Genomic DNA, 13,828 nt, shown 5'->3' on the forward strand with positions numbered 1-13,828 from the left:
GTGCCTACAGGACCACCTGCGGCCGCATCCAAAGGACGATTGCGATGGCTTCTCTTGTATCGCGTCTGGCCATGCTTGGCTCGACGCTGCTGTTTGCGTACCCCGCCTCTGCCAGTGAGCCGCCCCCGGCAACGGCAGTCGAACGCGGCGCCTACATTGCCCGTCTGGGCGACTGCGTGGCCTGCCACACTGCCAAGGGCGGCGAGTTGATGGCCGGCGGCCTCGAACTGACCACGCCGATGGGCACCATCTACTCCAGCAACATCACCCCCGACAAGGTCACCGGCATCGGCCGCTATACCTTCGAGCAGTTCGACCGCGCCATGCGCGAAGGGGTGAACGCGGCCGGCACCAACCTGTACCCGGCCATGCCCTACCCCTCCTACGCGAAAATGACCGAAGGCGACATGCGCGACCTGTACGCCTACCTGATGGAGGACGTGAAGCCGGTCAACCAGCCCAACCTGGAAGCGGACATGAAGTTTCCGTTCAGCCAGCGCTGGGGCCTGTCGCTGTGGAACCTGGTGTTTCTCGACAAGCAACCCTTCGTGGCCGACCCGGCCCGCAGCGACGAGCTCAACCGCGGCGCCTACCTGGTACAGGGCCTGGGCCACTGCGGCGCCTGCCATACCCCGCGCGGCGTGGCCTTCCAGGAAAAGGCCATGGACGACGCCGGCAGCGCCGGCCAGCACTTCCTGGCAGGCGAGACCGTGGAGCACTGGCGCGCCCTGAGCCTGCGCAACCTGTGGACGGTGGAAGACACCGTGCAGTTGCTCAAGACCGGGCAGAACCGCTTTGCCACGGTGTCGGGCAACATGGCCGAGGTGATCTCCCACAGTACCCAGCACTTCACCGACGCCGACCTCACCGCCATCGCGCGCTACCTCAAGTCGTTGCCACCGGGCAAGGACGACCTGCCGATGCCGATGGTGGAACGAACCCCTGCCCCAGCGCCGGACAACCTGTTCACCAGCCGCGGCGGGCTGGGCTACACGCAGTTCTGCAGCGACTGCCACCGCCCGGACGGCGCCGGCGTGGCGGGCATGTTCCCGCCACTGGCGCACAACCCCAGCGTGGCCTCGGCCAACCCGACCTCGCTGCTGCACATCACCCTGACCGGCTGGCAGACCGCCGAAACCGTCGCCCACCCACGGGTGTACACCATGCCCGGGTTCTCGCGCCTGACCGACACCGAGATCGCCGAGATCCTCACGTTCGTGCGCAGCAGCTGGGGCAACGACGGCTCGGCGATCAGCGCAGCGCAGGTGGCCAAGCTGCGCCAGCAGCTCAAGCCCCAGGACCGCGACGCCTCGACCTTCGAGACCCCGCGCCTGGCCGACCTGCTGGCGGCCAGCAATGCCGATCAGGTGGTGCGCGGCATGCGCCTGCACCTGCAGACCCGCGACCTGCTGCCCGACAACGTCGGCAACGCGCTCAACTGCACCAGTTGCCACCTGAACGCCGGCACCGTGGCCGACGGTTCGCCGTTCGTCGGGGTATCGGCCTTCTTCCCCGGCTATGCGCCACGGGCGGGCAAGGTGATCACCCTGGAGGAGCGCATCAACGGCTGCTTCCGGCGCTCGATGAGCGGCTCGCCGCTGCCACCGCAAGGGGCCGACATGCAGGCGATGGTGGCGTACTTCGAGTGGATGAAGAACAACACCAAGCCCGAGGACAAGGTGCCAGGGCGCGGCGTAGGCAAGGTCGACCCGTCGATCAAGCCCGACCTGGAGAACGGCAAGCAGGTGTACGCCCAGCAGTGCGCGGTGTGCCATGGCAACGACGGCGAAGGCCTGACCCGCGCCGACGGCACCTGGATCTTCCCGCCGCTGTGGGGCGAGCAGTCGTTCAACATCGGTGCCGGCATGGCGCGCACCTACACCGCGGCCGCCTTCGTCAAACGCAACATGCCGATCGGCATGCACGAGAAGTTCCCGCTCGGCCAGGGCGGCCTGTCCGACCAGGACGCGGTGGACGTGGCGGCCTGGTTCTCCAGCCAGCCACGCCCGGACTTCCCCGACAAGGTCAAGGACTGGCCCAACGGCGGGCGCCCGGTAGACGCGCGCTACTGAAGCAGCCCCCCTGCAGCGTCGCCGGCAGCACGCCGGCGACGCTTTCGGATCGAACTTCACCGGCCCGGCCGCGCTCCTAGGTTAAACCCCCAGCGCAGCGGCCTTGGCATGGACCTGGTGATTGCACGACCCGAAGGATTGTATTGCCCACCCGGGGATTTCTATATCGACCCGTGGCGCCCTGTTGAACGTGCGGTGATCACCCACGGCCATGGCGACCACGCCCGCAACGGCAACCGCCACTACCTCACCGCCAGCCCCGGCGCGGGCATCCTGCGCAGCCGCCTGGGCGCCGACATCAACCTGCAGACCCTCGACTACGGCCAGCGCCTGGACCACGGCGGGGTGACCCTGAGCTTGCACCCGGCCGGCCATGTGCTGGGCTCGGCCCAGGTGCGCCTGGAGTATCGCGGCGAGGTGTGGGTGGCGTCCGGCGACTACAAGGTCGAACCCGATGGCACCTGCGCACCGTTCGAACCGGTGCGCTGCCACACCTTCATCACCGAGTCGACCTTCGGCCTGCCGATCTACCGCTGGGAGCCCCAGCAGCAGATCTTCGACCAGATCAATGCGTGGTGGCGCGAGAACATCACACTGGGCAAGGCCAGCGTGCTGTTCTGCTATTCGTTCGGCAAGGCGCAGCGCATCCTGCATGGCCTGGACCCGAGCCTGGGGCCGATCCTGGTGCATGGCGCGGTCGAGCCGCTGAACCGGGTATACCGCGAAGCGGGTGTCGCCCTGCCCGCCACGCTGCATGCCAGCGAGATGGACAAGCACGACCCACGCATGCGTCAGGCGCTGATCCTGGCCCCGCCCTCGGCGGCCGGCAGCAGCTGGATGCGCCGCTTCGGCGACTACAGCGACGCGTTCGCCAGCGGCTGGATGCGCCTGCGCGGCACCCGGCGCCGGCGCGGGGTGGACCGCGGCTTCGTGCTCTCCGACCACGCCGACTGGCCCGGCCTGCTATGGGCCATCGAACAGACCGGGGCGCAGCGGGTGATGGTGACCCACGGCTCGGTGGCCGTGCTGGTGCGCTACCTGTGCGAGCGCGGGCTGGATGCCCAGGCGTTCGTCACCGAATACGGTGACGAGGATGAAGGCGCCCCGACCGAGGCCAGCGCATGAAGGTCTTCGCCGAACTCTACGGCCAGCTCGACGCCACCACCTCGAGCAACGCCAAGCGCGATGCACTGGTGCGCTACTTCGCCAGCGCCAGCCCCGCAGACGCCGCCTGGGCGGTGTACTTCCTGGCCGGCGGGCGGCCGCGCCAGCTGGTACCCACACGGCTGCTGCGCGAGCTGGCAATCAGCCTGTCGGGTTTGCCCGACTGGTTGTTCGAGGAGAGCTACCAGGCCGTGGGCGACCTGGCCGAGACCTTTTCGCTGCTGCTGCCCGAAGCCGCCCACAGCAGCGACGCGGGCCTGGCCTACTGGGTCGAGGATTGCCTGCTGCCGCTGCGCGGACTGCCGCCCGAAACCCTGGCGCAGCGCCTGCCGCCCCTGTGGGCACAGCTCGACCGGCAGAGCCTGCTGGTGTGCCTGAAGCTGGTCACCGGCAGCTTTCGCGTCGGCGTGTCGAAGCTGCTGGTCACCCGCGCCCTGGCGCAACTGGCCGACATTGACAGCAAGCGCGTGGCTCAGCGCCTGGTGGGCTACACCGACCTGTCGCACCGCCCCACGGCACAGGGCTACCTCAAGCTGATCGCGGCCGAGTCCGAAGACGAACATGCCCAGCGCGGCGGCCAGCCGTACCCGTTCTTTCTGGCCCATGCGCTGCAACAGCCGGTGGACCAGTTCGACGCCCTGCTCGGCCCGCCCCAGGCCTGGCAGGCGGAATGGAAGTGGGACGGCATCCGTGCGCAGGTGGTCAAGCGCGAGGGCCAGTTGTGGGTGTGGTCACGCGGCGAGGAGCTGCTGACCGAGCGCTTCCCCGAACTGCAGGCGCTGGCCGCCGTGCTGCCCGATGGCTGCGTGGTGGACGGCGAGATCGTGGTGTGGCGCGACGGCGTGCAGCCCTTCGCCCTGCTGCAGCAGCGCATCGGGCGCAAGACCCTGGGCAAGAAGATCCTGGCCGATGCGCCAGTGGCGCTGTTGGGCTACGACCTGCTCGAATGGCAGGGCGCCGACTGGCGCAGCCGCCCGCAGACCGAGCGCCGGGCGCAGCTGGAAGCGCTGGTTCAGACCACTGCACACCCGGCGCTGCGCCTGTCGCCGGTGCTGCAGGGCGACACCTGGGCCGAGCTTGCCGCCCAGCGCGAGGCATCGCGCAGCCTGGGGGTCGAGGGCCTGATGCTCAAGGCCCGCGACGCCCTGTACGGGGTGGGCCGCACCAAGGACATGGGGGTGTGGTGGAAGTGGAAAATCGACCCGTTCAGCGTGGACGCGGTGCTGATCTATGCCCAGCGCGGACATGGCCGGCGCGCCAGCCTGTACAGCGACTACACCTTTGCGGTGTGGGACGCCCCCGCCGGCAGCCCGCAGCGTAGCCTTGTGCCCTTTGCCAAGGCGTATTCGGGGCTCAGCGACGAAGAGATGCGCAAGGTTGATGCAATCATCCGCAAGACCACCGTGGAAACCTTCGGGCCGGTACGCAGCGTGACCCCGACGCTGGTGTTCGAACTCGGCTTCGAGGGCATCGCACTGTCCAAGCGCCACAAGAGCGGGATTGCGGTGCGCTTCCCGCGGATGCTGCGCTGGCGCCTGGACAAACCGGTGGACGAAGCGGACGACCTGGCCACGTTGCAGTCGCTGCTGGGGTAAGCGAAACGCAGCAATTGGGACTATGGTGCGGAAATTGCTGTGAGCTTGATGTCGAGCGGCCAGCGGTAACGCTGCGCAGCCACCCATCATTTGCGCTTGAAGGACCACACCATGAAAAAAGCTCTGCTGACGCTGTCTGCTCTGGCGCTGTGCCTGGCTGCGGGCAACACCCTGGCCAAGGACTACAAGGAACTGCGCTTCGGCGTCGATCCCTCCTACGCCCCTTTCGAGTCCAAGGCCGCCGACGGCAGCCTGGTGGGCTTCGACATCGACCTGGGCAACGCAATCTGCGCCGAGCTCAAGGTCAAGTGCAGGTGGGTCGAGAGCGACTTCGACGGCATGGTTCCGGGCCTCAAGGCCAACAAGTTCGACGGCGTGATCTCGTCCATGACGGTGACCCCGGCGCGGGAGAAGGTCATCGACTTCTCTGACGAGCTGTTCTCCGGGCCTACCGCACTGGTGTTCAAAAAAGGTGCAGGCATGAGCGCCGACCCGGCCTCGCTCAAGGGCAAGACCGTCGGCTATGAGCAGGGCACCATCCAGGAAGCCTATGCCAAGGCCGTGCTGGACAAGGCCGGGGTCAAGACCCAGGCCTACCAGAACCAGGACCAGGTGTATGCCGACCTGATTTCGGGACGCCTGGACGCCTCGATCCAGGACATGCTGCAGGCCGAACTGGGCTTTCTGAAATCGCCACAAGGCGCGGGCTACGAAGTGAGCCAACCGGTGGACAGCGAATTGCTGCCGTCGAAGACGGCGGTGGGCATTAAGAAAGGTAACAGCGAGCTGAAGGCCTTGCTGAACAAAGGTATCAAAGCGTTACACGATGATGGCACCTATGCCGACATCCAGAAGAAGCACTTTGGTGATCTGAACCTGTACAGCGGCAAGTAGGGCCGGCCTCTTCGCCGGCAAGGCCGGCTCCTACACGGGTTCGCGGTGCGTGCAGGAGCTGACGCACCGCGTACCCAAGGTCCCACCCGCACAGGCTCGCCCCATGCTTGACGACCTCCTGCAACACCTGGGCCTTGGCGCCTTCAGCCTCAGGGGCTTCGGCCCGCTGCTGCTGCAAGGCACCTGGATGACCCTGCAACTGTCCTTCATGTCGCTGCTGGTCAGCGTCGGCCTGGGCCTGCTCGGCGCCAGCGCCAAGCTCTCCGCGCTGCCGCTGCTACGCATCCCCGCGCAGCTCTACACCACGCTGATCCGCGGGGTGCCCGACCTGGTGCTGATGCTGTTGATCTTCTACAGCCTGCAGACCGGGCTCACCAGCCTGACCGACGCCATGGAGTGGGACTACATCGAGATCAACCCCTTCGCTGCCGGGGTCATCACCCTGGGCTTCATCTACGGTGCCTATTTCACCGAGACCTTTCGCGGCGCGATCCTCGCGGTGCCGCGCGGCCAGGTCGAAGCGGCCACCGCCTATGGCCTCAAGCGCTTTCAGCGGTTTCGCTTCGTGGTGTTCCCGCAGATGATGCGCTTCGCCCTGCCGGGCATCGGCAACAACTGGATGGTGATGCTCAAGGCCACCGCGCTGGTGTCGATCATCGGCCTGGCCGACCTGGTCAAGGCCGCCCAGGATGCCGGCAAGAGCAGCTACCAGCTGTTCTACTTTCTGGTGGTGGCGGCCTTCATCTACCTGCTGATCACCAGCGCCTCGAACGTGGCCCTGCGCTGGCTCGAACGGCGCTACAACGTCGGCACCCGGGAGGCACTGCGATGATCGAGCTGCTGCAGGAATACTGGCGCGCGTTCCTCTATACCGACGGCACCCACATCACCGGGCTGGCGATGACGATGTGGCTGCTCAGCGCCTCGCTGCTGATCGGCTTCGTGGGGTCGATCCCGCTGTCGATCGCACGGGTGTCACGGCGCCTGTGGGTGCGCTGGCCAGTGCAGTTCTACACCTACCTGTTTCGCGGCACGCCGCTGTATATCCAGTTGCTGATCTGCTACACCGGCATCTACAGCCTGGAGGTGGTGCGCGGGCAACCGCTGCTCGACAGCTTCTTTCGCGACGCCATGAACTGCACCATCCTGGCCTTTGCCCTGAACACCTGCGCCTACACCACCGAGATCTTCGCCGGCGCCATCCGCAGCATGCACCACGGTGAAGTCGAGGCAGCCAGGGCCTACGGCCTGCGCGGCTGGAAACTTTATGCTTATATCATCATGCCGTCCGCGTTGCGCCGCTCGCTGCCGTACTACAGCAATGAGGTGATCCTGATGCTGCACTCGACCACCGTGGCCTTCACCGCCACCGTGCCGGACATCCTCAAGGTCGCCCGCGACGCCAACTCGGCCACCTTTCTGACCTTTCAGTCGTTCGGTACGGCCGCCATCATCTACCTGTGCGTGACCTTCGCACTGGTGGGCCTGTTCCGCCTGGCCGAACGACGCTGGCTGGCCTTCCTCGGCCCCGCACACTAGGACCGTTCATGCACCACAAGACCCACGACATCCTGGCCCCGGTGCCGGGGATTTGCCGCCAGATCCACAGCTTCCACTTCGGCCCGCGCGGTGCCGGCAAGGTCTATATCCAGGCTTCGCTGCATGCCGACGAGCTGCCCGGCATGCTGGTGGCCTGGCACCTCAAGCAACGCCTGGGCGAATTGCAGAGCCAGGGCCGCCTGCGCCACGAGATCGTGCTGGTGCCCATCGCCAACCCGGTGGGCCTGGAACAGGTGCTGATGGACGTGCCCCTGGGGCGTTTCGAGCTGCAGAGCGGCGAGAACTTCAACCGCCACTTCGTCGACCTGAGCGACACCATCGGTGACCAGATCGAGGCGCACCTGACCCAGGACCCGCGGCACAACGTCGAGCTGATTCGCGAGTGCATGCGCCGGGCGCTGGACGCGCAGCCCGCCGCCACACCGCTGCAATCCCAGCGCCTGGTACTGCAACGCCTGGCCTGCGATGCCGACATGGTGCTGGACCTGCACTGCGACTTCGAGGCCGTCGCGCACTTGTACACCACCCCGGAAGCCTGGCCCCGGGTCGAGGCGCTGTCGCGCTACCTCGGGGCCCAGGCCAGCCTGCTGGCCACCGATTCGGGCGGGCAGTCGTTCGATGAGTGTTTCACCCTGGTGTGGTGGCAGCTGCAGCAACGCTTTGCCAAGCAGTTCCCCATCCCCCAGGGCAGCTTTTCGGTGACGGTGGAGCTGCGCGGTCAGGGCGATGTGAGCCACCCGCTGGCCAGCACCGACTGCGAGGCGATCCTGAACTACCTGACCCGTTTCGGTGCCATCGAAGGCGAGGCCGCCCCCTTGCCGCCCCTGCCCTACCCGGCCACGCCGCTGGCGGCGGTCGAACCGGTGGCCACGCCGCTGGGCGGCCTGCTGGTGTTTCATGTCACCCCGGGCCAGCCGGTGCAGGCCGGGCAACTGATCGCCGAGGTGATCGACCCGCTCAGCGACCGCGTGACCCCGGTACACAACCAGCAGGCCGGGCTGCTGTATGCCCGCTCGCTGCGACGCATGGCCACCGCTGGCATGGTGATTGCGCATGTGGCGGGCAACCAGCCGTACCGCAGCGGCTACCTGTTATCGCCATGAGGGGCCGTGCATGTACAAACTGACCATCGAAGGCCTGCACAAGCGCTACGGCGAGCACCATGTGCTCAAGGGCGTTTCACTGCAGGCCAGCACCGGCGACGTGATCAGCCTGATCGGCGCCAGTGGCTCGGGCAAGAGCACCTTTCTGCGCTGCATCAATTTTCTCGAACAGCCCGACGAGGGCAGCATGACCCTGGACGGCCAGCCGGTGCGCATGGTGCACGACCGCCACGGCCTGCGCGTGGCCGATGCCGACGAGCTGCAGCGTATCCGCACGCGCCTGGCCATGGTGTTCCAGCATTTCAACCTGTGGAGCCACCTGAGCGTGCTGGAGAACATCAGCATGGCGCCGCGCCGGGTGCTGGGGGTAAGCCGGCACGAGGCAGAGGAACGGGCACGTGCCTACCTGGACAAGGTAGGCCTGGCGCCCCGGGTGGCAGACCAGTACCCGGCGTTCCTGTCCGGTGGCCAGCAGCAGCGGGTGGCGATCGCACGGGCGCTGGCAATGGAGCCGGAGGTGATGCTGTTCGACGAGCCGACTTCGGCGCTGGACCCGGAGCTGGTGGGGGAAGTGCTGCGGGTGATCCAGGGGCTGGCCGAGGAAGGCCGCACCATGATCATGGTGACCCACGAAATGAGCTTTGCACGGCAGGTATCGAGCCAGGTGCTGTTCCTGCATCAGGGGCTGGTGGAGGAACAGGGCGCACCGGCCGATGTGCTGGGCAACCCCAGGAGCGAGCGGCTGCGCCAGTTCCTGAGTGGCAACCTCAAATAACCCGACGATTGTCACCCGCTAAAACTAATGCCGGGCATTGATGGTCTGTGAAGACACACCCACTGCCCACAAGCGGCCCCGGCATGCGTAAACCTTCCGACCTTGCTGGCCCCTGGTTTGCCACCCGTGGCTGGAAGCCCTTCGCCTTTCAGAAGCGCGTGTGGGCCGCCGTCGCCCGCGGCGAATCCGGGTTGCTGCATGCCAGCACCGGCGCCGGCAAAACCTACGCCCTGTGGCTGGCCGCGCTGCAACACCTCCATGCCCAGGACACGCCACGCGCCAAGCACCCGGCACCGCTGCAAGTGCTGTGGATCACCCCCATGCGCGCCCTGGCCGCCGATACCGCGCGGGCCTTGCAGGCGCCACTGGACGCGTTGCAGATTCACTGGAGCCTGGGCGTGCGCAGCGGCGACACCTCCAGCGCCGAGCGTGCCCGCCAGAGCCGGCGCCTGCCCAGTGCCCTGATCACCACCCCCGAAAGCCTGACCCTGCTGCTGACCCGCGATGCGGCGCAGAGCGAGTTCGCCAGCCTGCGCCTGGTGGTGGTGGACGAATGGCACGAGCTGCTCGGCAACAAGCGCGGTGTACAACTGCAGTTGGCCCTGGCGCGCCTGCGCCGCTGGCACCCGGGCCTGATCGTATGGGGCATCTCGGCCACCCTGGGCAACCTGGAGCATGCCCGCGACGTGCTGCTGCCCGAGGGCGGATGCCTGGTGCAAGGCCGCCAGGACAAGCGCATCGAGGTCGATACCCTGCTGCCCGAAGCCATCGAGCGCTTCCCCTGGGCCGGGCACATGGGGCTCAAGATGCTCGCGCAGGTGCGCGATGAGGTGGCGCGCAGCGGCAGTTGCCTGGTGTTCACCAACACCCGCGCCCAGGCCGAGCTGTGGTATCAGGCGCTGCTGGAGGCGCGCCCCGACTGGGCCGGCATCATTGCCCTGCATCACGCCTCGCTGGCCCGCGAAACCCGCAACTGGGTCGAGCAGAGCCTGAAACAGGGCCAGCTCAAGGCAGTGGTATGTACCTCAAGCCTAGACCTGGGGGTGGATTTTCTGCCCGTCGAACGGGTGTTGCAGATCGGCTCGGCCAAGGGCGTGGCGCGTCTGATGCAGCGCGCCGGACGCTCGGGGCACGCGCCGGGCCGCCCTTCGCGGGTGACCCTGGTACCGACCCACAGCCTGGAGCTGGTGGAGGCCGCCGCCGCCCGCGAGGCCGTGGCAGCACGCCAGATAGAGGCAAGGCGCTCTCCGGCGCTGTGCATGGATGTACTGGTGCAGCACCTGGTGAGCATGGCCCTGGGGGCCGGGTTTCGCCCCGCGCAACTGCTCGAGGAAGTGCGCAGCACCTGGGCCTATCGGCACCTGCGCGACGAACAGTGGCAATGGGCGCTGGAATTCGTGCGCAACGGCGGTGCCTCGCTGGGCGCCTACCCTGACTATCACCGGGTCATCGAAGCCCCGGACGGGGTATGGCGGGTGGCCAACGCGCGCCTGGCGCGCCGCCACCGCATGGGCATCGGCACCATCGTCAGCGATGCGAGCATCCAGCTGAAGTTCTGGAGCAAGGGAGGCGGCGGGCGCAACCTGGGCAGTGTCGAGGAAGCCTTCGTTGCCCGCCTGCGCCCGGGCGATGCCTTCCTGTTCGCCGGGCGCACGCTGGAGCTGGTGCGCATCGACAACATGACCGCCTATGTGCGTCGCAGCACCGCACGCAAACCTGCCGTACCACGCTGGAACGGCGGGCGCATGCCGCTTTCCAGCGAGCTGGCCAGGGCCGTGGTCGAGCAGCTCAACAGCGCCGCGCACGGTCGCTACCACGGGCCGGCCATGCAGGCGGTCAAGCCATTGCTGGAGCTGCAGCGGCGCTGGTCGGTGATCCCCACCCACGACATGCTGCTGGCCGAGACCTGGACCTCGCGTCAGGGCTGCCATCTGTTTCTCTATCCATTTGCCGGGCGCACCACCCACCTTGGGCTGGCCAGCCTGCTGGCGTGGCGCTACAGCCGCAGCCAGCCGGCGAGTTTCTCGATTGCGGTGAACGACTATGGCCTGGAACTGCTGTGCCCTGGCGAAGTGCCGTGGGCGGCCATGCTGCCGGACCTGCTGAGCCCCGATGAACTGCTCGAGGACGTGCTGGCCAGCCTGAATGCCGGCGAAATGGCCATGCGACGTTTTCGCGAAATTGCGCAGATCTCCGGGCTGGTGTTCGGCGGCTATCCCGGCTCGCACAAGAGCACCCGGCAGATCCAGGCGTCCAGCGGCCTGTTCTTCGAGGTGTTCCGCCAGCACGACGCGGGCAACCTGCTGCTGGGCCAGGCCCGTGACGAGGTGCTGAACGCAGAGCTTGAGATCGACCGGCTGGCGCAGGTACTGAGCCGGCTGGGCGGTTTGCGCCTGCATCTGCAGCCGCTTGCGCGCCCGGGCCCGCTGGCCTTTCCGCTGCTGGTGGAAGGCATGCGCGAAACCCTGAGCACGGAAAAGCTCGCCGACCGCATCGCCCGCATGGTCGCCGACCTGGAAAAGGCCGCGAGCCGGGAGCGCTGAATGAGTCACTGCCTGAACATCGACGTACACGGCGAGCAGCTCTGGCTGCTGGGGGACAAGGCGCTGTACTGGCCGGCGCGCAGGGTGATGCTGGTGGCCGATGTGCATATCGGCAAGGCGGCGGCATTTCGCGCCCAGCACCTGCCCGTGCCCCGCGGCACCACGCAATCGACCCTGCAACGCCTGGACCGGCTGCTGACCAGCTACCCGTGCGAAGAGCTGATCGTGCTGGGCGACTTTCTGCACGCACGCACCGGCCGCGCCGCGGCCACGCTGGAACGCGTGCGGCAATGGCGGGAGGAGCACGCCCGGCTGAAGATCACGCTGATACGCGGCAACCACGACCTGCATGCCGGCGACCCGCCCGAAGGGCTGCGCATCGACGTGCTGGACGGCCCGCTGCTGCTGGGGCCATTCGCCTTGCAGCACGAGCCCGAGCCCCATGCCACGCACCTGGTGCTGGCCGGCCACGTACACCCGGTGTATGTGCTGCGAGGGCGCGCGCGGCAACGCCTGCGCCTGCCCTGCTTCGTGATCGGCGAACGGCTCGGCCTGCTGCCGGCCTTCGGGGACTTCACCGGCGGCTGGGCAGTGCAGCCTCAGCCGGGTGAGCGCGTGTACCTGACGGCAGACGCGCAGGTATGGCCGGTCAAGCCCTAGGCTCAGGCAACCGGTGCCGGTGGCGGTTCATCAGGGAGTGTGGGTTCACCCGGTTCCATCGGCGGGTTATCGCCTGGCTGCGGCGGCGACGGGGTGTCCGGGCCAGGCTGGCCGGGGACGCCACCGGCCTGCATCAGTGGCGGCTGCGCGAGCAATGACCAGGCCACCAGCCCAATCTGATTGGGCTGCAGCACGGCAAGTTTGGCGCTGATTGAGGGGTCGAGTTTCATAGGCGGCTCCTGAGCGAAGTCCGACACGCCTCCTGGCGTGCCGGGACGGTTCATCTGCTTGGAGTGCCTTGCCGGCGAGTAATTCCCTCGCTTCGTCGGCTCAGGTGCGCGGCAGGGTCACACCGCGCTGGCCCTGGTACTTGCCGCCGCGGTCCTTATAGGACACTTCGCACTCTTCGTCGGACTCCAGGAACAGCATCTGCGCCACGCCTTCGTTGGCGTAGATCTTGGCCGGCAGGGTGGTGGTGTTGGAGAACTCCAGGGTCACGTGGCCTTCCCACTCCGGCTCGAGCGGGGTGACGTTGACGATGATGCCGCAACGGGCATAGGTGCTCTTGCCCAGGCAGATGGTCAGCACGTTGCGCGGGATGCGGAAGTACTCGACGGTGCGCGCCAGGGCGAAGGAGTTGGGCGGGATGATGCACACGTCGCTCTTGACGTCGACGAAGCTGCCGGCGTCGAAGTTTTTCGGATCGACGGTGGCCGAATTGATGTTGGTGAACACCTTGAACTCGTCGGCGCAGCGCACGTCGTAGCCGTAGCTGGAGACGCCGAAAGAGATCAGCCGGTTGTCGCTTTCGCCGCGTACCTGACGCTCGACGAAGGGCTCGATCATGCCGTGTTCCTGCGCCATGCGGCGAATCCACTTGTCCGATTTGATGCTCATGGCGGGTGTCCTGAAATAGCGTGGTGAAGAAATTCTGTGGGGCATCTTACCGGGCCCGGCGCCGGGTTCAAAGTTCCGTGCGGTGTTGGCGGCAAGATCCGCGTCATACGGGGCCTGCGCGGGGTATCGCGGCGCCGTCAGTCTTGAATTGCACGAAAGCTGAACAAGACCATTGGCACGTTCTGGAAAAAGGGTTATGGTGACGCCACTGTGCTGCACGTGTCACTGAGAATCTCTACCTGATGCAAGATCTCGATCAACCCATCTTCATGAATTTTCTGCCTCTTTGCACTCAGTCTCGGCCAGGGCGTTTCCTGAGCCGTAATTAACTTTGTCCAAGGAGACAGACCATGTCCAATCGCCAAACCGGTACCGTTAAGTGGTTCAACGATGAAAAAGGCTTCGGCTTCATCACCCCACAATCCGGTGACGACCTGTTCGTACACTTCAAAGCCATTCAAGCTGACGGCTTCAAAAGCCTGAAAGAAGGCCAGCAGGTCTCTTTCGTCGCTACCCGCGGCCAGAAAGGCATGCAAGCTGAAGAAGTACAAGTTATCTAACTTGC

At 66.6% G+C, this 13,828-nt stretch carries 13 protein-coding genes; 11 read left to right on the plus strand and 2 right to left on the minus strand.

Going from position 1 to position 13,828, the window contains the following annotated elements; translation table 11 throughout:
• The first annotated feature begins 44 nt into the window (after positions 1-44).
• From NP552_RS11955 to pdeM, 10 genes are all read left to right on the plus strand, one after another.
• Complete coding sequence (locus NP552_RS11955; RefSeq protein ID WP_274096757.1) at positions 45-2,072, plus strand: c-type cytochrome; 2,028 nt, start codon at positions 45-47, stop codon at positions 2,070-2,072.
• Positions 2,073-2,180: 108 nt separating this feature from the next.
• Positions 2,181-3,197, plus strand: a complete 1,017-nt coding sequence (locus NP552_RS11960; RefSeq protein WP_043861951.1) for a ligase-associated DNA damage response exonuclease — start codon at positions 2,181-2,183, stop codon at positions 3,195-3,197.
• Positions 3,194-4,831 (plus strand): ATP-dependent DNA ligase, encoded by a 1,638-nt coding sequence (locus NP552_RS11965; protein WP_274096758.1) that lies wholly within the window; start codon positions 3,194-3,196, stop codon positions 4,829-4,831. Before NP552_RS11960 ends, NP552_RS11965 begins: the two co-directional genes overlap by 4 nt.
• 111 nt (positions 4,832-4,942) lie before the next feature.
• The gene (locus NP552_RS11970) at positions 4,943-5,725 is read left to right on the plus strand and encodes a transporter substrate-binding domain-containing protein (protein ID WP_043861953.1); all 783 of its coding nucleotides are present in this window, start codon (positions 4,943-4,945) and stop codon (positions 5,723-5,725) included.
• A 103-nt stretch (positions 5,726-5,828) separates the two neighbouring features.
• Entirely contained in the window at positions 5,829-6,557 is a 729-nt protein-coding gene (locus tag NP552_RS11975) for an ABC transporter permease (protein WP_043861954.1), read from the plus strand.
• Positions 6,554-7,264, plus strand: coding sequence for an ABC transporter permease (locus tag NP552_RS11980; RefSeq protein WP_274096759.1), 711 nt, complete (start codon positions 6,554-6,556; stop codon positions 7,262-7,264). The genes NP552_RS11975 and NP552_RS11980 overlap by 4 nt, the downstream gene beginning before the upstream one ends.
• A gap of 8 nt (positions 7,265-7,272) precedes the next feature.
• A complete protein-coding gene (locus tag NP552_RS11985) occupies positions 7,273-8,388 on the plus strand; it encodes a succinylglutamate desuccinylase/aspartoacylase family protein (protein ID WP_088513953.1) in 1,116 nt (371 codons plus the stop codon).
• A gap of 10 nt (positions 8,389-8,398) precedes the next feature.
• The gene (locus NP552_RS11990) at positions 8,399-9,163 is read left to right on the plus strand and encodes an ABC transporter ATP-binding protein (protein WP_054914743.1); all 765 of its coding nucleotides are present in this window, start codon (positions 8,399-8,401) and stop codon (positions 9,161-9,163) included.
• 83 nt (positions 9,164-9,246) lie between these two features.
• Positions 9,247-11,706: a ligase-associated DNA damage response DEXH box helicase gene (locus NP552_RS11995; RefSeq protein WP_274096760.1), complete on the plus strand. Its 2,460-nt coding sequence runs from the start codon at positions 9,247-9,249 to the stop codon at positions 11,704-11,706.
• Positions 11,707-12,366, plus strand: a complete 660-nt coding sequence (gene pdeM, locus NP552_RS12000) for a ligase-associated DNA damage response endonuclease PdeM (RefSeq protein ID WP_102063802.1) — start codon at positions 11,707-11,709, stop codon at positions 12,364-12,366.
• 2 nt (positions 12,367-12,368) lie between these two features.
• Here the strand turns inward: pdeM and NP552_RS12005 are convergent, their stop codons facing one another.
• Complete coding sequence (locus tag NP552_RS12005; protein ID WP_058540970.1) at positions 12,369-12,596, minus strand: hypothetical protein; 228 nt, start codon at positions 12,594-12,596, stop codon at positions 12,369-12,371.
• Between the two features lie 100 nt (positions 12,597-12,696).
• Positions 12,697-13,263 carry a dCTP deaminase gene (dcd, locus tag NP552_RS12010; RefSeq protein WP_028943496.1) on the minus strand — a complete coding sequence of 189 codons (567 nt, stop codon included), beginning with the start codon at positions 13,261-13,263 and terminating at the stop codon, positions 12,697-12,699.
• A 350-nt stretch (positions 13,264-13,613) separates the two neighbouring features.
• On the opposite strand from dcd, the gene NP552_RS12015 reads away from it, so the two are divergent.
• Positions 13,614-13,823 (plus strand): cold-shock protein, encoded by a 210-nt coding sequence (locus NP552_RS12015; RefSeq protein ID WP_008365925.1) that lies wholly within the window; start codon positions 13,614-13,616, stop codon positions 13,821-13,823.
• Positions 13,824-13,828: the final 5 nt, after the last annotated feature.

Origin of the sequence: Pseudomonas sp. 8209, from assembly GCF_028682105.1 — a bacterium.
In the GTDB taxonomy this organism is placed as follows: domain Bacteria; phylum Pseudomonadota; class Gammaproteobacteria; order Pseudomonadales; family Pseudomonadaceae; genus Aquipseudomonas; species Aquipseudomonas palmensis.

Bases quoted from the DNA above. Each gene is read 5' to 3' on its own strand.
- NP552_RS11955 (WP_274096757.1), top strand. From the start codon at position 45: ATGGCTTCTCTTGTATCGCGTCTGGCCATGCTTGGCTCGACGCTGCTG.
- NP552_RS11960 (WP_043861951.1), top strand. From the start codon at position 2,181: ATGGACCTGGTGATTGCACGACCCGAAGGATTGTATTGCCCACCCGGG.
- NP552_RS11965 (WP_274096758.1), top strand. From the start codon at position 3,194: ATGAAGGTCTTCGCCGAACTCTACGGCCAGCTCGACGCCACCACCTCG.
- NP552_RS11970 (WP_043861953.1), top strand. From the start codon at position 4,943: ATGAAAAAAGCTCTGCTGACGCTGTCTGCTCTGGCGCTGTGCCTGGCT.
- NP552_RS11975 (WP_043861954.1), top strand. From the start codon at position 5,829: ATGCTTGACGACCTCCTGCAACACCTGGGCCTTGGCGCCTTCAGCCTC.
- NP552_RS11980 (WP_274096759.1), top strand. From the start codon at position 6,554: ATGATCGAGCTGCTGCAGGAATACTGGCGCGCGTTCCTCTATACCGAC.
- NP552_RS11985 (WP_088513953.1), top strand. From the start codon at position 7,273: ATGCACCACAAGACCCACGACATCCTGGCCCCGGTGCCGGGGATTTGC.
- NP552_RS11990 (WP_054914743.1), top strand. From the start codon at position 8,399: ATGTACAAACTGACCATCGAAGGCCTGCACAAGCGCTACGGCGAGCAC.
- NP552_RS11995 (WP_274096760.1), top strand. From the start codon at position 9,247: ATGCGTAAACCTTCCGACCTTGCTGGCCCCTGGTTTGCCACCCGTGGC.
- pdeM (WP_102063802.1), top strand. From the start codon at position 11,707: ATGAGTCACTGCCTGAACATCGACGTACACGGCGAGCAGCTCTGGCTG.
- NP552_RS12005 (WP_058540970.1), bottom strand. From the start codon at position 12,596: ATGAAACTCGACCCCTCAATCAGCGCCAAACTTGCCGTGCTGCAGCCC.
- dcd (WP_028943496.1), bottom strand. From the start codon at position 13,263: ATGAGCATCAAATCGGACAAGTGGATTCGCCGCATGGCGCAGGAACAC.
- NP552_RS12015 (WP_008365925.1), top strand. From the start codon at position 13,614: ATGTCCAATCGCCAAACCGGTACCGTTAAGTGGTTCAACGATGAAAAA.